Annotated in this window: 17 protein-coding genes; 6 read left to right on the top strand and 11 right to left on the bottom strand. The window is 56.6% G+C overall.

Annotation, left to right across the window (positions count from 1 at the left end; translation table 11 throughout):
- Window positions 1-13: 13 nt before the first annotated feature.
- The 10 genes from DBR16_RS01245 to asnB all read right to left on the bottom strand — a co-directional run bounded on the left by DBR16_RS01245 (window position 14) and on the right by asnB (window position 10,752).
- Window positions 14-1,117: an NAD(P)/FAD-dependent oxidoreductase gene (locus tag DBR16_RS01245; RefSeq protein ID WP_109259422.1), complete on the bottom strand. Its 1,104-nt coding sequence runs from the start codon at window positions 1,115-1,117 to the stop codon at window positions 14-16.
- Window positions 1,118-1,127: 10 nt separating this feature from the next.
- The gene (locus DBR16_RS01240) at window positions 1,128-1,736 is read right to left on the bottom strand and encodes an acyltransferase (protein ID WP_109260000.1); all 609 of its coding nucleotides are present in this window, start codon (window positions 1,734-1,736) and stop codon (window positions 1,128-1,130) included.
- Between the two features lie 82 nt (window positions 1,737-1,818).
- Window positions 1,819-2,241 carry an acyltransferase family protein gene (locus DBR16_RS01235; RefSeq protein WP_145959639.1) on the bottom strand — a complete coding sequence of 141 codons (423 nt, stop codon included), beginning with the start codon at window positions 2,239-2,241 and terminating at the stop codon, window positions 1,819-1,821.
- Between the two features lie 133 nt (window positions 2,242-2,374).
- Complete coding sequence (locus tag DBR16_RS01230) at window positions 2,375-2,806, bottom strand: acyltransferase family protein (RefSeq protein WP_109259420.1); 432 nt, start codon at window positions 2,804-2,806, stop codon at window positions 2,375-2,377.
- A 428-nt stretch (window positions 2,807-3,234) separates the two neighbouring features.
- Complete coding sequence (locus DBR16_RS01225) at window positions 3,235-4,392, bottom strand: transglutaminase domain-containing protein (RefSeq protein ID WP_109259419.1); 1,158 nt, start codon at window positions 4,390-4,392, stop codon at window positions 3,235-3,237.
- A 320-nt stretch (window positions 4,393-4,712) separates the two neighbouring features.
- Complete coding sequence (gene wecB / locus DBR16_RS01220) at window positions 4,713-5,762, bottom strand: non-hydrolyzing UDP-N-acetylglucosamine 2-epimerase (protein WP_109259418.1); 1,050 nt, start codon at window positions 5,760-5,762, stop codon at window positions 4,713-4,715.
- 7 nt (window positions 5,763-5,769) lie between these two features.
- Complete coding sequence (locus DBR16_RS01215; protein WP_109259417.1) at window positions 5,770-6,840, bottom strand: NAD-dependent epimerase/dehydratase family protein; 1,071 nt, start codon at window positions 6,838-6,840, stop codon at window positions 5,770-5,772.
- 47 nt (window positions 6,841-6,887) lie between these two features.
- A complete protein-coding gene (locus tag DBR16_RS01210) occupies window positions 6,888-7,832 on the bottom strand; it encodes an NAD-dependent epimerase/dehydratase family protein (protein WP_109259416.1) in 945 nt (314 codons plus the stop codon).
- Window positions 7,833-7,843: 11 nt separating this feature from the next.
- On the bottom strand, window positions 7,844-8,788 hold the full coding sequence (locus tag DBR16_RS01205) for an NAD-dependent epimerase/dehydratase family protein (RefSeq protein ID WP_109259415.1): 945 nt from the start codon (window positions 8,786-8,788) through the stop codon (window positions 7,844-7,846).
- Window positions 8,789-8,838: 50 nt separating this feature from the next.
- The gene (asnB, locus tag DBR16_RS01200; RefSeq protein ID WP_109259414.1) at window positions 8,839-10,752 is read right to left on the bottom strand and encodes an asparagine synthase (glutamine-hydrolyzing); all 1,914 of its coding nucleotides are present in this window, start codon (window positions 10,750-10,752) and stop codon (window positions 8,839-8,841) included.
- Between the two features lie 213 nt (window positions 10,753-10,965).
- Here asnB and DBR16_RS01195 point away from each other — a divergent pair, with 213 nt between their 5' ends.
- From DBR16_RS01195 to DBR16_RS01180, 4 genes are all read left to right on the top strand, one after another.
- The gene (locus DBR16_RS01195) at window positions 10,966-12,261 is read left to right on the top strand and encodes a hypothetical protein (protein ID WP_109259413.1); all 1,296 of its coding nucleotides are present in this window, start codon (window positions 10,966-10,968) and stop codon (window positions 12,259-12,261) included.
- Between the two features lie 240 nt (window positions 12,262-12,501).
- Window positions 12,502-13,755, top strand: coding sequence for a glycosyltransferase (locus DBR16_RS01190; RefSeq protein WP_161539354.1), 1,254 nt, complete (start codon window positions 12,502-12,504; stop codon window positions 13,753-13,755).
- Between the two features lie 9 nt (window positions 13,756-13,764).
- On the top strand, window positions 13,765-14,367 hold the full coding sequence (locus DBR16_RS01185; RefSeq protein ID WP_109259411.1) for a tetratricopeptide repeat protein: 603 nt from the start codon (window positions 13,765-13,767) through the stop codon (window positions 14,365-14,367).
- A 48-nt stretch (window positions 14,368-14,415) separates the two neighbouring features.
- Window positions 14,416-15,474, top strand: coding sequence for a transglutaminase-like domain-containing protein (locus DBR16_RS01180; RefSeq protein WP_161539353.1), 1,059 nt, complete (start codon window positions 14,416-14,418; stop codon window positions 15,472-15,474).
- A gap of 144 nt (window positions 15,475-15,618) precedes the next feature.
- Here the strand turns inward: DBR16_RS01180 and DBR16_RS13940 are convergent, their stop codons facing one another.
- Window positions 15,619-15,795: a hypothetical protein gene (locus DBR16_RS13940; RefSeq protein WP_161539352.1), complete on the bottom strand. Its 177-nt coding sequence runs from the start codon at window positions 15,793-15,795 to the stop codon at window positions 15,619-15,621.
- Window positions 15,796-16,020: 225 nt separating this feature from the next.
- Here DBR16_RS13940 and DBR16_RS01175 point away from each other — a divergent pair, with 225 nt between their 5' ends.
- Window positions 16,021-16,992, top strand: coding sequence for a methionyl-tRNA formyltransferase (locus DBR16_RS01175; RefSeq protein WP_161539351.1), 972 nt, complete (start codon window positions 16,021-16,023; stop codon window positions 16,990-16,992).
- Window positions 16,989-17,708, top strand: a complete 720-nt coding sequence (locus DBR16_RS01170) for a polysaccharide deacetylase WbmS family protein (RefSeq protein WP_109259408.1) — start codon at window positions 16,989-16,991, stop codon at window positions 17,706-17,708. Before DBR16_RS01175 ends, DBR16_RS01170 begins: the two co-directional genes overlap by 4 nt.

The raw sequence follows: 17,708 nt of genomic DNA, 5'->3' as shown, positions 1-17,708 counted from the left end.
CGACCCGCGGTGGCTATGCTGTGATGTCGTCCGTTTCCAAACGCTTTGCAACCGCGTCGGCAACCGCGAGACAGGCCGTCAGGCCCGGAGATTCCATTCCGAAAAGCTGCACCAGCCCGGGGAGGCCATGAGTTTCGGCGCCCTCTATGGCAAAATCCGCCGGCGGAGTGCCGGGACCGGAGCGTTTCGGGCGGATGCCGGAATAACCGGGCTGAAGGCGATCAGGATCCAGCGCCGGCCACCAAGCTTGTACCGATTCAGCAAATGCTAGCCGGCGGCCAGGTTCGACAGCGTAATCGATTTCATCGACCCATTCGACGTCGGGACCAAAGCGCGCCTGACCGGCCAAATCCAGGGTCAAGTGTATGCCCAGCCCGCCCTCCGGAGGGATCGGGTAAATAAGGTGCGAAAAGGGTGATCTTCCGTCCAGAGTGAAATAGCTGCCCTTGGCCAGGTGGAGGGCGGGCGGCAATAATCCTTCAACCCTGAAATCGCGCGCGAAGAGCCCGGCAGAATTGACGAGGGTGCGCGTCTTGAGCCAGCTCCCATCGGCAAACTCGACGGCATATCCATCTGCCTCCGGAATCGCTCTGACTGCCCTTGTATTGAAAACAACCTGGGCGCCATGCGCTTCGGCCTCGCCCTGTAATGTCAACATGAGGGCATGGCTGTCGATAATACCCGTTCGGGGAGAAAACAGCGCGGCTTCAGCCCGAAGGGCCGGTTCGCGCCGGCGTATATCTGCAAGATCAAGCCGCTCCAACCTTCCCGCACCGCTGGCTTGCGCGTTTTCGGCAATGGCCTCGAGGCGTGGTATTTCATGCGCGGCACCGGCGATAATCAGTTTTCCGATTTGCCGATGTGGAATGGAATTCGTCTCGCAATAGGCATAAAGCGCTTCGCGCCCTTCGACGCAGAGCCGTGCCTTAAGGCTGTCCGGCGGATAATACAGCCCGGCATGTATGACTTCGCTATTGCGTGAACTCGTTTCCGAGCCGATACACCCCGCCTTTTCGACCACGAGCGGCGGTTGTCCGCCCCTCGCGAGCCGCCGCGCAATGGCGAGACCAATAACCCCTGCGCCAACAACAAGGCATTCAACCCGTCCGATTTCCATGCCGAACCGGTCAGTCCTCAAGATGGGGGCTGTCCTGTGCCACTTCGTCCACGATTACCAGCGTGCCGTCCCGCTCTTCGTAGCGTTCACCCGTGCGGGGGCATTTGAGATCCTTGCCCAGCACTTCGCCGGCACGGCTGACCCAGCCAATGCGCCGGGCAGGGACGCCGGCCATCAGGGCAAAGGCGGGGACATCTTTTGTAACGACAGCACCGGCGGCTATGAAACAGTATTCGCCAAGCTCGGTGCGGCCGTTGGGATCGCCGCAGACGATGGTCGAGTTGGCCCCGATCGTCGCCCCCCGGCGCACGATGGTTTCACCAAATTCGCTCTTGCGCTCGACGAAGCCGCGTGGCGTCAGAACATTGGTGAACACGCAGGAAGGGCCGCAGAACACACCGTCTTCAAGGTGCACGCCTTTATAGAGTGATACATTGTTCTGGACCTTGACCTTGTCGCCAATCGTCACCCCCGGGCCTGCCATGACATTCTGGCCAAGCGAGCAATTGCGCCCGACCGTCGTGTCGGGGAGAATATGGGCGAAGTGCCAGATTTTGGTGCCTTCGCCAATTTCCGCGCCGTCATCGACAACGGCTGTCTCGTGTGCCCAGTAAGTCATGCGGCTTGCCCCTCCGGTCAAAAAATCCGGAGCGTTTATCCCGCGCGTTCCGCTTGCCCGCAAGCGGCATTTCACACCGGCATCAAACCGGCCGGCCTTCAATGTATTCAAAGCGTGTCTTGAGCTTCAGGAAGGGTTTTTCGAGAAACTGATAAGACAGCGCTGCGAAACCTACGGTGATTAGGAACACTATGATGAACCCCTGGGCCCATAGCCCGGTGTCGGCCATGACCCATCCATTCGCGGTGACGGCATCGCGGTCGTAGATTTGAGGTATCAAGAGATCGGCGAGATACATTGACAAGCGGTGAAAGACATAAAGCCCGAATGAAATCCGGCCGAGATAGGCAATCGGCCGCCAGCCCAGCGGGACCGACAGGAGGCTGGTTGACAAAACCGGCCAAAGCATCGCCGCAGCGAGTCCTGCCGAGCCATAGAACAGAATCGCCTGATGCCAGCCCGGCACCCAAAGCAGGCCCGCGAAGAAAAGTATTCCCACAGACACGGCAGTGAGCGCCCCGATGACGAGCGATCGCCAGCCACGCCAGCGCAACAGCAAGGAAGGCGCGGCGTGAAGTGACGGCGAGCCCGGCCAGAAACGGCAAAATGAGATAGTATTGCTCTTCGCTTGAAATTGTCTAAAGCGGCGAAATAACCGGTGAGCTCGGCCATCCCGCAAACGCTGAATGGATATTGTTCGTAAAGGTCATGAAGCTCAGGAAATGAGGCCAGTAATTGTCTTCGTAATTGAACCAGCCGGTTGCCGAGAACAGCAGTATCACGGTGAAATAGAGCGGCCAGATGCGCAGTATCCGCCGCATGCCATATCGTTTCCATGATATGGTTCCGGTTTGCTGACGCTCGTCGAGCAGAAGGCGGGTGATGAGAAACCCGCTGAGCAGAAAAAACAGCTCGACACCGAACCACATATTGCCCTGAAAATAGGACAGCGCGTCATATCCGGTGTAAAAGCTGTGATGCAGGTAAACGAGAAAGAATGCGACGAAACGCAAGCCGTCGAGAGACGCGATATAACCACTCGAGCTTACAGAACTGCCCCCTGATGTCATCAGAACTGCATACCTTTCTCAACCCATGACAAGGAGTCGATGAGAGCGACGACGAAGTCAACGGAAAGAACTACCGGTCTTACAGCCCAAATTACCATAAGAATTCGGCGCGCCACCGAATTTCACCGGACTGGTAATTACGCTGGTAATCGTCCCAAGCTCTCAGCCATGTTTGGCAAAACAAGACTTTATACCGGAAATCGGGCGCATGCTTTCAGCCGACCTTGGGCGTTTTGCGCAACGATCATACGCTAGCGAAAGCAGAGCTTCACGGCACCATTCGGCTTGCTCGCGGCTCTCCCATGGCCATCGCCGCGAAGCGGGTCAAGTTGTAGCCGGGATACAAAACGCGGAAGGACAAAGAACACATATAAACTCTTTCGTGTGTTGGCCGGTTGTGTCGAGCTCTATCTCCACTCGACCGGCCCCTATTGGCGTCCGCCGTCCAACCGGCGAACTTCAACGCCAAGCAGCCCGACGGTTCCCGTGTCATCCAGATTTCGCACGGCAAATTGCGCCATGTTCTCAACTGCAACAAAGGGACCCACCTGAATTGTGCGGCCAGCCTCAATCGGTATCACATTTCTGCCCCCGAAGAAGGCGGTACGGCCCAGCGACGCGATTTGTACTTCGCTGTCCGCGGCTGCGAAAAACAAAAGTGTCAATTCATATCTTTGCTCCGGTCTGAGACCGGAAACGCTTATTGTTGTGAGCCTTTCCCCCTGATTGTTGGACAGCCGATGGCTGAGATAGGAGACGTCGTTGGACAGGTCATTATCAACAAGCAGTGCATTGGTCTGTTGCAGCCATGCTGCCTGCGCATCGGCCATGGTGCGCGCTTCAAAGTCGCCGATACTCGCTGTTCCGCCAGTTAATTCCAGTGGTATGTCCAGAATCACAAGCTCTCGGGAGTCGAGCCGGCTTCTGGCCTCGGCCAGCTGATAATTTTTCAGCGACATAAAGGGATGGTCAAATTCACCAGAAAACAGCTCCCCCATAGACTGCTCCAGAATGTCCAGTCGGGCTTCGCGCGCCTGATTGACGCGGTCCGCGAGCCCCTCTTCTGTGTAATTAGCTGTGATCTCGCGAAGCGAAAGAATTCGTCCTCGCGGGTCTCCGTCTTCTGTGAAGTACACTCCGAACGTCGGATCGTAGAACGCCCAATGCCCATTTATCTTGACCTCGACAGCAGTGTGATTGCCCTGATTTGGAATATTATAGAGATTTACATAGCGGGTTTGGGCACCTGTCGCCTCCAATAGCCCTCTGAGAACGTAAGAAAATCCACCGCATGCCGTTACGCATTCCTGAAAAAGTTCATCGATATCGGACACGGATTGTGTGCCCTGTTCACAATGAGCATAGACCGCTTGGGTGAGCCGCCTTGCGCGCTCATCAACAGGAAGGCTGGCAATTTGATCAGCGTCGAGGCCTGCGGCCTCATACCAGTCCAAAGCCGCCTCTATTGTAGTGTCCGGCACGGGCGAAGTCTGGACGCGTGCGAGCGCCGCACTATCCACGATGATAACAAGAGCTGCGGCGAATGCCGACAGGTTGACGAGTGTGAGGGCATTTGCAAAAGGCAATGGACTACAAGGCGTATCTTTCAGCTAAGGCAGGATTGGCTCACTTGTGACATTACACCCTAAACGGGCAGCATGGCAAATCCCTGACGACAATTACCGGGGTTTAGTGGGCGACCTGATTCTATTTTGCCTTTGTCTGCATCCACCCGTTAACGGTCATGGGGCGTTATTGCGGCAACTTCCAGCCCGTACCAGATATACCGCAGACTGTCCGGTCGCGCCGCCTCTAGGCGACGATCCGATCGGGTAAGCGCTATCGGGCGACCCAACTGAATTCCAGCAAATGCGTGATACCCGAAAAGGTGCCGATATCCGGTCCGCTATCCCAGGAAGGCCTCGATCGCATCGACTGTGCGTTCACCGGCATCACCCTGACCATAGTCCAGGATGTCGCGGCGCGGACTCTTCCAGTCTTTCTGCGTCCAGAGCCGGTTCCAACCCGCCTCGATGGTTTCGACCCATTCAGTCTCGTCGCGCAGCGTGATCGCCGGCTTGCGGTGGAAATAGGCTTCCTTCTGCAAACCGCCGGAATCCGTCAGCACAAGCGAGCTGCCCGCCATCAGACGGTTCAGATCAAAATATCCCATCGGGTCGACCTGCTTTACGCCCTTCGGTGAAATGCCCCGTTCAGCCATCACCTTTCGGGTGCGCGGATGGACGGGGAAGACGACGAGACGTTCCCTGGCCTGTTCCTCAAGGAAGGCGATGATACGGGTAAACCGGTCGGGATCATCTGTGTTTTCCGCGCGATGCAGCGTGCAGACTGCATAGTCGCGGCCCTCGAGATCCAGCTTCTCGATGACGTCGGATTTCGCCCTGGCCTGTTCGATGGCATAGAGCGTCGCGTCATGCATGACGTCGCCAACGGCGTGAACGCCCCGGGTAATGCCTTCCGCTTTCAGATTGTCGACGCCGGTCTGGGTCGGACAAAGCAGAAGCGCGCTCAAATGGTCGGCCATGACGCGGTTGATCTCTTCGGGCATGCGGCGGTTGAACGAACGCAGACCCGCCTCGACATGGATGACCGGGATATGCAGCTTCGCAGCAGCAAGTGCACCGGCGAGCGTCGAGTTGGTGTCACCATAGACGAGCACGGCATCAGGCTTGTCTTCGACAAGCGCCTCCTCAATCGCAGCGAGCATCTTGCCCGTCATCGCCCCGTGACTTCCGCCGCCGAATTCATAACGCCGCGCAGGGACCGGAATGCCCAACTCGTCAAAGAAAACGTCCGACATGTCCGGGTCATAATGCTGGCCGGTATGAACGATCAGCTCGTTGAGATTGGGCCGGCCGGCGATGACACGGCTGACGGCAGCCGCCTTGATGAATTGCGGACGCGCGCCGACGACGGTGAAGATGGTACGGGTCAACTGTGGTCTAGTCCTTCAGATACTTCTTGATGTCAGGCACGAAGTGGACGTGCTGAGCCATGCAGCGCTTGATCGTCGGCATGTTTTCCCTGGTCCATTCGACCGTGCGTTTCAGCCCCTCATCAATGGAGATCTGCGCCTCGAAGCCCAGCTCCTCGCGCGATTTCGTCGGGTCGCCAAAACGCTTGCCGGATGTGTCCCAGTCGCGCTTGGGCTTGAGATCATAGGGCGTCGGGTTCTCTGTCTGTGCATTGATCTTGGCAGCAAGGTCGAGAATTGTGGTTTCGACGCCCGATGCCAGATTGTAGGTCTCGCCAGCGCCGCCCTTCAGCGCACAGGCCATCAGGCCACGCGCCATGTCCTCGACGAAGATGAAGTCGCGGCTGGCATCGCCGCCATTGTCGAGCGGCAGCGCTTCGTGGTGCAGCGAGCGGAAGATGAAGGTCGGCGTCACATTGCGCCACACCGAATGGTGGGTGCCACGCCAGCGTCCTGCACCGAGGATTTCCCCGGGTCCGTAGACATTCTGGAAACGGGCTTTCACGAAGGGCAACCCGTACTGCTTCCAGAAATAGTTTCCGTAGAATTCGCCGATCAGCTTCGAAATCGAATACGGGCTGTCGTGATAGAGCGAGACGGGCGCATCTTCCTTGGTCGCCGCGGCTTCGCCAAATGTCTTTTCGGCAACTGCACAGCCCGCCGCCGCATACACGACGCGATCAAGCGACTTGATGTCCTTCAGGCGGTTGAACAGCTTGAGGCTCGGCAGCGTATTGTTGTCATGGTCCAGCATCGGGTCAGCAATCGACGACTGGTTGCCGTGAAGGCAGTAGAGCGCCCAGGCAAAATCGAGATCGTCCGGTATCCGGGACAGGACCTCGTCGTCAGTGATGGAACGCGGAATGAACGTCACACGCGGGTCATCCGGAATATTCACCGGATCCGATGACAAGAGATTGTCGACAATGATCAATTCCTTCAGATCCGTCTTGAGGAGCGCGCGGGCGAGGTTGGAGCCCACGAAGCCTGCACCGCCCGCGATCATCAGTTTTTTTCCGTCAAACGTCTTTTCGGCCATTTTTGCCTCGGCTTTGTCTGCGTTAAGTCTCAAGCGCGCTGGAATTCTCAACCGGCTTTCGGCGGCACGCGGACGTGTGAATAGATCGCTGTAACACCGTGGGTGTCATACCATTCGAGCATTTTGCGGATGGTGTCCTCGAAAGAAACCCGGGCCTTCCAGTCAAAAGCCTTTTCGGTCACCGACGGATCCAGAACAACGGCCGGCACGTCATCATCGCCAACGGGAACGATGGGCACGTCTTCCGCCAACTCGATGCCAAGATAGGCCACGACCTGATCGAAGACGTCCTTGATCGACTTGCCCTCACCGGTCGAGATATTGAAGACGCCGGTCGGACCATTTTCGTCGAGCGCCTTGTCGAGGATGGCGATGAAATCATCCATGTGCATGAAATCGCGTACGGTATCGGAACAGAAGCAGCTCTTCCCGGCCTTAAGTCGCGTGTAAAAGGTCGGAATAGGGCCGATTGCCAGGCGCGGGCCGGTAATGTTGGCCAGACGCAGCGACACCGTGTTGAGGTTGGCCATCAGCATGACCTGCTCGCCGGCTGTTTTCGAAATGCCATAGCTGGTGAAAGGCGCGGACGGTGCGTCATTCGGGATCGGCACGGTCTTCGGCCGTCCGAAATTCAGCGCTGTCTGAAAATTCACCAGACGCTTCACCCCGGCCGCCTCAGCCGCCTTGGCGACGTGGATAGATCCGAGAATGTTGGTACGCGCATCTTCTTCCCAGTCGTCGGGATCCTTGTAGGCCGCGGCCGAATGGATGACATGGGTAGGCTGGAAGTCGGCAAAGCACTTATCGACCAGAGCCTTGTCGGCCACCGAGCCTTCGACGACCGACAGGCGCTGATGGCCTTCGGGCAGCGACAAGCGGTTGCCGGTCGCAAAGTTGTCGAGGACCAGGATCTCGTAGCCGTCACGCGGCAGGAGATGGTCAATAATGTTGGCCCCGAGGCTGCCCGCCCCGCCAGTAATGAGAATGCGCATGGTGACCGAACCTACTGTTTCTTGTCCTGAAGGCGCAGGTGCGTGTATTCACCCAGCGTGCCGTGCTCATTGTAATAGTCGACGGCGAGTTTCACGAATTCCTTGAGCGGCGTGAACTCTATCTGTCCGAAATCGGCAAAGGTGCGCGACGGGTCGAGCAGGATGGAAGCCGCATCGTCAGGGCCGAGCGGCTGGACGTCCGGTTCCGGATATTCATTGATCTGCAGAGCCTCGACGACAGCATCATACAGCTCCTTGATCGCGATGTCGGTGCCCGAGGAGAAGTGATACGCACCGCTTCCCGTTCCATCGACGGCCTTGATAACATTTCGTGCCAGGTCACCGACATAAACGAAATCACGGCGTGCCGGCGTGATGAAGCACTTCTTCCCGTCGCGAAGGCGCTGGAAGAAAATCGGCAGCGGCCCGGAGACATTGCGCGGACCGATGACATTGGCCAGGCGGAAAGTCACAAAGTCGATGCCCGAATACTCCAGAAAATCTTCGGCAGCGGTCTTGGTGATCGCATAGGAGGAATTGGCCGGATTCTTCGGGTGGTTGAGCGTGATCGGGCTTTCGGTCGGCTTGGTGCCATAGCACAGGGCCGTCTGGAAATAGATGAAACGCCTGGTGCCGTGAATCTTGGCGGCCTTGACGAGATTGGCGCCGCCGACGGCATTGGTTACCGTGTCGGTATACCAGTCGTCGGGGTCCTTGTAGGACGCGGCCGTGTGAACGACGATGTCGGGTTTGTGCTCTTCAAACAGGGAATCGATCAGTGCCTTGTCGGCGATGTCGCCCTGGACATAGGTCAGATTCGGATGCGATTGCGGCAGGTGTTCACGCCGCCCGGTTTCCAGATTGTCGATGGCGATGACATGATCGCCGCGTTCCATAAGCATTTCTGCGACGTGTGAACCGACCTGTCCGGCCCCCCCGGTTACGAGCACTTTCATTGGATCATTCTCCTTGGCGATTGTTGTGTTGAAAGGCGCGGCCGTCCCGGTCAGGCAGCCATCGCCCGGAATTCGTGCGCCTTGTCGACGAATTGTTGATGCCAGAGCTCAAGGCTGAGCAGTCCCCAAGTCTTGCGCGAGAAGCGGCTATCCTTGTCGAAATTGGCCAGCACAGCATCCGAATTCATGAAATGCCGGTCCTTTGCAGACTGGCTATGGAAGATGTCTTTGACAAATGTATTGAGCTCGCCCGCATACCATTCCTTGAGCGGCACAGGGAAGCCCATCTTGTCGCGCCGTTCGAAGATGCTCGAGGGCAGCGTGTCGGCATAGGTGGTGCGCAGAAGCTCTTTCAGGCGGCCACCCTCATATTTCACTTCCGGCGGGATCGTCGCTGCATATTCGACCAACGGGTGATCCAGCAGCGGCACTCGCGATTCCAGCCCGTGTGCCATGCTCATCCGGTCCTCGACCTGCAGAAGCGCGGGCAAGAGACGCTTGAAGTCAAAGCGGCTCATCGAATCGAGGTGCGCGTTTTCCGCGATCACCGACCGGTCGTTGAATACGCCGAGATAGCTTTCCATGGCATGTGCGCCATCCAGCGCCGTCCAGTCAATTTCGTCGGCCATGTCCGTCGACCGGTCGATCAATCGGTAAAAACGCCGGTCCAGGGTTTCAAACATTCCCTTCGAGAAGAATTGCTGCATGAGCGGCTTATATTCGCGCAGCAAGCCCAGATTGGGAATAACGGACTCGAAGGTGACCGAATAGGATCCATCGTCAAGATTTCCATCCAGGGCGCCGAGGATCAGACGCTCGAGATAGCCGACCATGTAGCGGGCATAGCCACCGAAAATCTCGTCGCCACCCTGTCCACCCAGAACGACTTTGAGGTGTTCGCTGGCGAGTTTGGAAACCATGTATTGCGGGAAGGACCCCGGACCTGCGACCGGATAGTCGAGATGGTAGATGACCTTGGCAAGATTGTTTTCGAAATCCATCGCACCGATATCGATCTGATGGAGATTCATGCCGGCCTTCTGGGCCACAACCTCGGCATGATGGCTTTCATCATAGCCGGGATAAGCCGTGAATTTGCCATGAAAGGCGAGATTGTTGTCCGGGCTGTATTCGGCGGCAAGCAACGCAATGAGGCTGGAATCCACACCGCCCGAAAGATATGCACCGATCGGCACGTCCGCGCGAAGGTGGACATTGACGGAGTCGCTGAGCAGCTCATGTATCCGCTGCCGCGCCGCATCGGCCGTTATGGAATGATCGTGCTCATATCGCACGTCCCAGTATTTGCGAATTGAAACCTGACCATTCTTCACAGTCAAAGCATGACCGGGATGAAGCTGGTGCACACCCTTGAACAGGGTCAGCTCGGTAATCGGATATTGAAAAGTCAGATACTCAGTGAGTGCTTTGCGGTCGATTTCGACCTCGGGCAGGATCGGGACAAGCGCCTTGACCTCCGAAGCAAAGTAGAAAACCCCGTCGACGACCGTGTAGTAGAACGGCTTGATGCCGAACCGGTCGCGGGCACATTCCAGAACATTCCGGCGATGATCCCAGAGTGCATAGGAAAACATTCCACGCAGGTGTTCAACGCAATCGGCCCCGTGCTTTTCATATGCAGCAAGAATGGTCTCGGTATCCGAATGGGAGTGGAAATCCCAGCCGCGCGAAAGAGTGTCCCGCAATTCGACATAATTATAGATTTCACCATTATAGGTCAGAACCGTGCCATTCGGGGCAGCCATCGGCTGGGCACCGTCCGGCGTGAGGTCAATAATGGCCAAGCGGCGGTGGACCAGACCAACACTGCCGGAATCATTGGCCCAGCTGCCATGGCCGTCCGGGCCGCGGTGCTCTATCAGCTGGCTGATTGCAGTCAGTTTCCGGTCGAGTTGCGCAATCGGCTGACCGTTGAGACTCACCGCTCCGCCAATACCACACATGCTGTCACTCCGGTAATAATTCAGGCATCTGGCACGCCCCAAAGCGGAGAAGCCCCTCCACGGTTCGACGGCGGTATGAGTAGGGAAGCTTGACGAGTCAAGTGACTAAGTTGACCCATTCACTGGACAAAAGCGCGCTGAACTCCTTATTGACAACCCCAGACGCTCGCAGTCAGCCATAAACTCCAAACTCACCCGGGGAAGCCAAGCGCAATGACACGCTGCAAAACCGTTGCGATTCTCTATCATTCAAGAGGGTCTTATCCGCTTCGGTCGGCGGTTGAATCCCATTTATACGCATGGCAGCGCTACAGCCGTAATCACACCGCCTATGTCAATGCAGCCATGTGTGATCCGGTTGAATCGCTGCGGGCTATCCAGCCGGATGCGATAATCGTCCATACAAGCTTTTGCGGCGTTCGCTGGAACCAAGCAGAATACACCCGCCTCGAGCCAACCCTTGAACTTATCGGCCGTATACCAGCGTTAAAAATTGCATTTCCCCAGGACGAATATTACCTCGTTAAGCGGCTTCACGTAATTTTGGAAAAATTGCGCGTGGATGTTGTGCTCAGTTGTGCAGAACCGGCAAACTGGTCAACGCTGTATGGTCCACTCTGCGATAGAATCCAGTTTCGTACGGTGCTTACCGGCTATCTGGACGACCGTATCGTCAAGAAAGCAAAAAAATACAATTTGCCGGTCAGAAAGCGGGATATTTTCCTCTCGTACAGAGCCTGGGATACCGGATTTTGGCTGGGCGAACATGGCACCTACAAGGTTCGCGTCGGCGAGGCCATGCGTGCAGCTCTGGAGCACCGCGATCTTCCAAGCGACATCTCCATGACTGCCGCTGACACGATAACCGGCGAAAAATGGTTGAAGTTTCTTGGTAATAGCCGAGCAACCGTAGGCGTGGAGGGCGGTGCCTCCCTCATTGATCCAGATGGTGCGATCAAGGCGTGTGTCGACGATTATGTCGCTGCCAATCCGGATGCGAAGCTGGAAGACGTCCGACGAGCCTGTTTTCCGGAGGACAATGAAGATTTCAAGCTCGCCTGTCTGTCGCCGCGCCACCTCGAAGCGGTCGCAACCGGAACCGTTCAGGCTCTCGTACGAGGACGGTATAACGGAATTCTGGAGGCTGACCGCCATTATGTTCCAATTGAGGAAGACTTTTCCAACCTCGATGCTGTCATCGACGTGCTCAAGGACGATGAGGCTGTTTCAACTATCGTCGAGCGGGCTTATCAGGAAATCGTCGAAAGCGGTCTGTATACCTACCGGTCGCTCGTTGCGGAAATAGATACAGCTTGGATTGACCCGCTACCGGTTGCCAGCCATTCCCCGTCAGCGATCGCCCGGATGGCGAGCAATTTTAAGGACTGGCTCAATTGGCGCATCATTCAGGCCGAGTGTTTCTATCTGGACAACCCGCGCCTGTTCCGCCCGTTTGCATGGTTGTTGAGACCCATCTATTGCAGGCTTGTGCCGAACAAGTCTTCCTGACGGATTTTCATGACCGAAACTGCCTCCAGCCCGCGCTTGCACGTGATTTGCGCGCACGAACCCGACGCAGACCCCCGGATTGGCTGGACGGCAGATACCGCCGCGCATAACCATTTCGAAGTGAGCGTTGTCGGGTGGATCGCCGACAGGCCGGCGGGAGAAGTCCGGGCGGCTTCGTATTTGGTCAAAAGACTCGGACAGATAGATGCCGCCAAGCCGGCAACGTGGCTGGCAATTCAAATGCTGTCACGACTGAATCCCATCCTCCTGCCGCTGGCGGTATTGGCAGCCGTCGTCATGGCCCCGCTCTGGCTCGTAATAACACTTCTGCTTCTTCCCTGGCGCATGCTCGACTACGTTGCCGAGCGCCTTGGCCAGCATGAGCGAACGACCCGGCGCATCGAACGCCTGGTCCTGTCGGTGCGGGCCTGGTTTTTCTGGCGGGTTGACGATTTAGCGGACGGGGGTCTTGTTCGCCTGATCAATGGGCTGAATGCCTACCGCTGGTACTTCTTTACCCATGCCGGTGCATTTGCGAGGCGTTACATTCAATGGCTCGAAAACCACCCTGAATCCCGGCCAGATGTCATTCACGCCAATGATCCTGACGCCCTTCTTGCGGCAGTCCTGGCCAAATCCGCTTTTGGTTGCCGAGTTATCTATGATGCACATGAGTACGGCCCGGACGCCTATATTCTGCATACCAGGCCGCGGGCATTGTTCTTCGCTTATGAGCGACTGTTGATGCGCCATGTGGATGGAGCTGTGACCGTGTCGCCGCCGATCGCGGAAAAATTCAACAAGACGTATAATGGCAAGCCGCATTTTGTGGTCGTTCCAAACGCTTCCCCGCTCGCGGATGGGCTGAAACCGGATCCGCAATTCTCGCTCGACGAGCTCGCTCATGGGCGAATAAGAGTTCTCTATCAGGGTGGTTTTGCGGCCGGGCGCGGCCTCGAACAAGTCATAGACGGGTGGGCCAAGGTGGATGACACGAAGGCGGCGCTGTTTCTACGTGGCCCCAATAATGCGCATCGCGATGCGCTGATCCGTGCTGCAGCGCGAACGGGCCGCCTTGACCAGTCCATTTATTTCCTTCCAAGCGTGTCAGAAGACAAATTGACAATCGCCGCGATGGACGCCGATATCGGACTTGTGCCCTATCTTTCACACATCGAAAATCATCAAGGTGCCTGCCCCAACAAGGTCGGTCAGTATATGCAAGCCGGAATTGCCATTGTGTCCGCAAACCTTCCCTATGTGGCAGCGCTTCTGTCAGCGGGCGAATGCGGCGAAATTTATGATGATCTCGACGAAAATGCCCTGCATGAATCGCTGATGAAACTCATACAACAGCCCGACATTCTTATGCGCATGGGTCAAAATGGCCGGGCTTTTGCCAGGAAACACTACAATTTCGAGAGCTATTTCCCGATACTTGCCAGCTTGTATCGTGGTTCGGGGACCGGTATTCAAAATTCGCCAAATGTCTAAGGATCAAGCATGAGTCAGGTCACCATCGAAGAACTGGAAAAGAAGGCGGCTGACGGCGATGCCGAGGCGCTTTACGCTCTTGCACAACGTGTTCTTTCCGGCGACGGAGTCGAACGCGACACCGAGCGTGCGCGATCGCTGATTGTCCAATCGGCTGAGCATGGCGATCCTAACGCACTGTTCCTCCTGGGCGTTTGGGCCCAAACCGGCGAGTATGGTCCGGAAGACCCTGCATCAGCCATCCGGCACTATAGCGCGGCCGGTGAAGCCGGTCATGCCAAGGCCTGGCTGAATCTGGGCATTCTGTATCAAGTCGGATTGGGGACAGCCGAGAACGTCGAAGAGGCCCGCAATGCCTATATCAAAGGGGCCGAGCTTGGAAATGGGCATGCGGCAGCTAACCATGCAGCGCTGATCCATGCCGGAAAACTGGGAGAACCGGATCTTCAACTGGCCGCGGAATGGTATGCAAAGGCGGTCTCGCTTGGCTATGCCGAAGCGCGCAACCGGCTAGACGAAGTGCAGAGCGCCATGGGCGTGCCGGAAATAATGCGGCAGGGTGAGCGGTCAAAATCCGGTGTCTTCTGGAAACGCATGCTGGGCTTACGCTGATATACTTAAACTTGCCGCATGCCGCTGACAGATTCTGATGGATTCCGTATGAAAGACGCTTCGAAGTTGTCGTCAACAGTTAGCTCGCATGTCGAGAAGGCATTGGCTGGACTGAAAAGCTCCGCCTCGTTGTATGATCGCGCAGCGGCCCTGAATGCCTATGTCCATCTGACTATTGAGCGTATCAGCGGATCGACGGCAAACAATGCCAGCGAAGTGCTACAATCCGGTGCTGCCGTTTGCGGCGGTATGGCCATGACGCTCAGAGAGATGCTGCGCAAGATCGGATTGCACGCTGAATACGCTTACACTTATGGCGGCGCGGTCGCCCACTCGATGGTCGAGGTCAGTTTTACCGAGGATGTCCACGGGCTGTTCGACCCCTACCACGGGGTCGCGTATTACAGCCACGAAGAGGGCCGCCCGCTATCGATTTTTGACCTCGAGCAAAAGGCGCCGGTTGATCCAGAGCCGATTTTCTATGTCAGAAGATCGGCGAACCGGAATGAGCCCCTCAGCCGCGCCAATGTCTATTCAGATCATGATGAGGATGGCCGGTCAGATTTCAATTATCCCGCGATTTTTTCGGAGGCTGACGGCGTGGGGCGCGCGAACAGCGGCTTTGTCAGCTTCGTCAACATTCACCTCGAACCCGGCGACATACTTGGTGATCCGGCTTGGATGCTGCCGGATTCCATATCTCCCAACCCCTGGTCCGTGCTTGCAAGCTGGCAATACCCTTCCGGGCGTTATCTGTCCTGGGCGTATCTTATGGGCCAGACGTCGCTCGGCTACCGGGTCGAGCATCTCTACACATTGCGAAAACTGGTCCCGGGACGATTGTATCGATTGAGGCTGTGGATCGCTTCGGCCTATTCCAACAAGAACGGGGCCAACATAGCTCCCGCATTGACGCTGCACCTGACTGAACAGAATGCAAAAAGTTTCCGGATGGCTTTGAAAGAAAAAGGCTACCCATCGGAAACCTTCAAGCCACAAACCGTCGATTTCGCATTTTATGCCGGGCGTGACACGTTGACGATCATCGGATCCGCGACGGGTGAACTCGTTCTGCAGGCCATCAAGCTTGAGCCGGAAGAGGAATAGGCAGGGCAATGACGGTCTGGCGTTGCCTGCTTGATCACCGGGCGGCGTCGATCCCGCAACGATCCCGGCCCTTCCCTATTCCGAACGCATAAACGATCCAGATCACCACGCCGGCTTCACGGCCCGGCGCCATCAGTCCAGATTTCAGTCCAGATTGGTGCGGCCCGACCGGGCGAGATGGTCGTCATATTCGGCCATGGTGGCACGGGCGCGCCCAAGAACGGCGCGCTCAATTTTTTCACGCGGCGACATGGCGTCCTCGGTCCACCAGACCGGATGGGTCAGGACCTGCAGTTTTTCATGGCCGCCGTTGCGGATCACATCAATGATTGGCGTATAATTGCTGGTATAAATAATAATGTATACTTATATTTATAATGTTCATAATTTTATATATTAAACAGATTCAATTTATATAGATATTTTCCACGGGTTTGTCAGAAATTTATGTGGATCATGGGGTATGCCATGATAGAAGCCTGAATGGCAGTTGTCCGTGTCCTCCGCTTCCTCTAAATGGGTCTAACAGTGGGCAAGGCACCGAATATGAGCGCAAAAGTTCTGATACTTGGCAATCGTTTACTCGGTGGCATGTGCCTCGATTTTCTGGCGGCTCTAGAGGGAGTTGAAATTCTTCTGGTGCTTAATCCCGATGATGATGGCGTTGACGGGCCAGGCGGAATTTCCCTGAAACGTCGCGCCGCGGCCTGGGGTATCCGGACCATCCAGCCAGCAGGTATTGGTGATCCGGAGGTAAAGCGATCATTGCGCGAATTTGAGCCCGATCTCGGCTTGTCCTTCTCTTATGCCCGGATCATTCCACAGGAGATCATAGATCTCCCTAAGTCCGGCTTCCTGAATGTGCACTTTGCCGACCTACCAAAAAATCGGGGCTGCCTGCCCGTCGTTTGGACGATCGCGAGCGGCGCGGACCATTACGCGGCGACACTTCACGAAGTTACAGCCGAGCTCGATCAGGGCGCGATCCTGTCCCAGGCACGGGCACCGCTAACCGAAGGGCTTACCGCCGCCGACATCTATTCCGCCTGCGCTCATCTGGGTTTTGGTCTGTTTCGTGAATTCTGGGCAGATTGGTCAAAAACGCGGGCTTTTAAATCAACCCCCCAGGACGAGACAGCCGTCACCTATCACAAGATGCGCTTCCCGCATGATCGCTGGATACAGTGGGCTCAGCCCGCCCCCCGCGTGGCACGCCTCATCAATGCCCTGACTTATTTCCCACACCCCTGCGCACGCACATATGATGCTGGCGGCAAAGAAATCGGCTTAATGGGCCCAGCTATTCCGTTGCCCCAAGAACGCCTCGGCCAACACGGAATACCGGGATCAATTTTGATCACCGAATGTGGTCTTGCGATCCGCTGCGCCGAAGGGAGTGTTCTCGTCCATCAGGTCCGTATCGGCGATACCCTGAACGCCTTTTCCGATTACATTGCCAGCCACCCTGAAGGCCGGCAGCACTTTTCCAGTCCCGAAACACCGGAGTACTCCGAATGATCTGTCTGACGCACGACACCGACTACATGTCCCCGGAAGGCATGGAGCGGTTTCTTGATGATTTTTCGGGTCCCGGAACCGATACCTTTTTTTTGTGGAAGCCGTATCCCGGCATGGACTGGCGCGGTCACGAGGCTCAGCCCCACCCCTTCTATGACGACCTGACGGACGCCGAGGGGAAGTTACGCAGATTCATCGACGAGCTGGGCATTCCGGCCACCGGGATGCGCACACATTCCTGCGTGTACTCCCATATCGTCTCCGGCGCGGCGCACCGCTGCGGTCTGCGGTATGTCTCCGTGACGTCGCAGCTCTTCCGCCAGGACATCAAGCCCTACAAGGAGGCTTGGGGCGTGTGGGAAGTGCCGATATACTACATGGATAATATGGACCTGTGCTGGCCGGATAACTGGCCGAATGACAATCACACACCGCTGAGCAAGGACACGATCAAGCGCGCCTTCGACGGGGACGGGCTGAAAGTGTTTGACATTCATCCACTGCATGTTGCTCTGAACACGACATCCTATGATGATTACAAGGAGGTTCGGGTCAAATTGCAGGCGGGCGCGTCTCCGTGGGATGTCGCCCTGCCCGGCTATGGTGTGCGATCCTTCTATGAGGATCTGCGCACGGCGATGAGCGATGCAGGCGTCGAGAGCAAGAGCCTCACCGAAGTTGTCGACCTTGCCGAAGCGGGACATTTTGATCGCTGA

The organism is Hyphobacterium indicum (genome assembly GCF_003129605.1).
Classification (GTDB): domain Bacteria; phylum Pseudomonadota; class Alphaproteobacteria; order Caulobacterales; family Maricaulaceae; genus Hyphobacterium; species Hyphobacterium indicum.
The sequence above is the reverse complement of the archived record's forward strand: the minus strand, read 5'-3'. Positions and strand labels throughout refer to the sequence as shown.

What these genes read in the sequence shown, in the direction of transcription:
- DBR16_RS01170 (WP_109259408.1), top strand. Translation starts at nt 16,989, where the DNA reads ATGATCTGTCTGACGCACGACACCGACTACATGTCCCCGGAAGGCATG.
- DBR16_RS01215 (WP_109259417.1), bottom strand. Translation starts at nt 6,840, where the DNA reads ATGGCCGAAAAGACGTTTGACGGAAAAAAACTGATGATCGCGGGCGGT.
- DBR16_RS01230 (WP_109259420.1), bottom strand. Translation starts at nt 2,806, where the DNA reads ATGACATCAGGGGGCAGTTCTGTAAGCTCGAGTGGTTATATCGCGTCT.
- DBR16_RS01205 (WP_109259415.1), bottom strand. Translation starts at nt 8,788, where the DNA reads ATGAAAGTGCTCGTAACCGGGGGGGCCGGACAGGTCGGTTCACACGTC.
- DBR16_RS01245 (WP_109259422.1), bottom strand. Translation starts at nt 1,117, where the DNA reads ATGGAAATCGGACGGGTTGAATGCCTTGTTGTTGGCGCAGGGGTTATT.
- DBR16_RS01175 (WP_161539351.1), top strand. Translation starts at nt 16,021, where the DNA reads ATGAGCGCAAAAGTTCTGATACTTGGCAATCGTTTACTCGGTGGCATG.
- DBR16_RS01190 (WP_161539354.1), top strand. Translation starts at nt 12,502, where the DNA reads ATGCTGTCACGACTGAATCCCATCCTCCTGCCGCTGGCGGTATTGGCA.
- asnB (WP_109259414.1), bottom strand. Translation starts at nt 10,752, where the DNA reads ATGTGTGGTATTGGCGGAGCGGTGAGTCTCAACGGTCAGCCGATTGCG.
- DBR16_RS01185 (WP_109259411.1), top strand. Translation starts at nt 13,765, where the DNA reads ATGAGTCAGGTCACCATCGAAGAACTGGAAAAGAAGGCGGCTGACGGC.
- DBR16_RS01210 (WP_109259416.1), bottom strand. Translation starts at nt 7,832, where the DNA reads ATGCGCATTCTCATTACTGGCGGGGCGGGCAGCCTCGGGGCCAACATT.
- DBR16_RS01180 (WP_161539353.1), top strand. Translation starts at nt 14,416, where the DNA reads ATGAAAGACGCTTCGAAGTTGTCGTCAACAGTTAGCTCGCATGTCGAG.
- DBR16_RS01240 (WP_109260000.1), bottom strand. Translation starts at nt 1,736, where the DNA reads ATGACTTACTGGGCACACGAGACAGCCGTTGTCGATGACGGCGCGGAA.
- DBR16_RS01195 (WP_109259413.1), top strand. Translation starts at nt 10,966, where the DNA reads ATGACACGCTGCAAAACCGTTGCGATTCTCTATCATTCAAGAGGGTCT.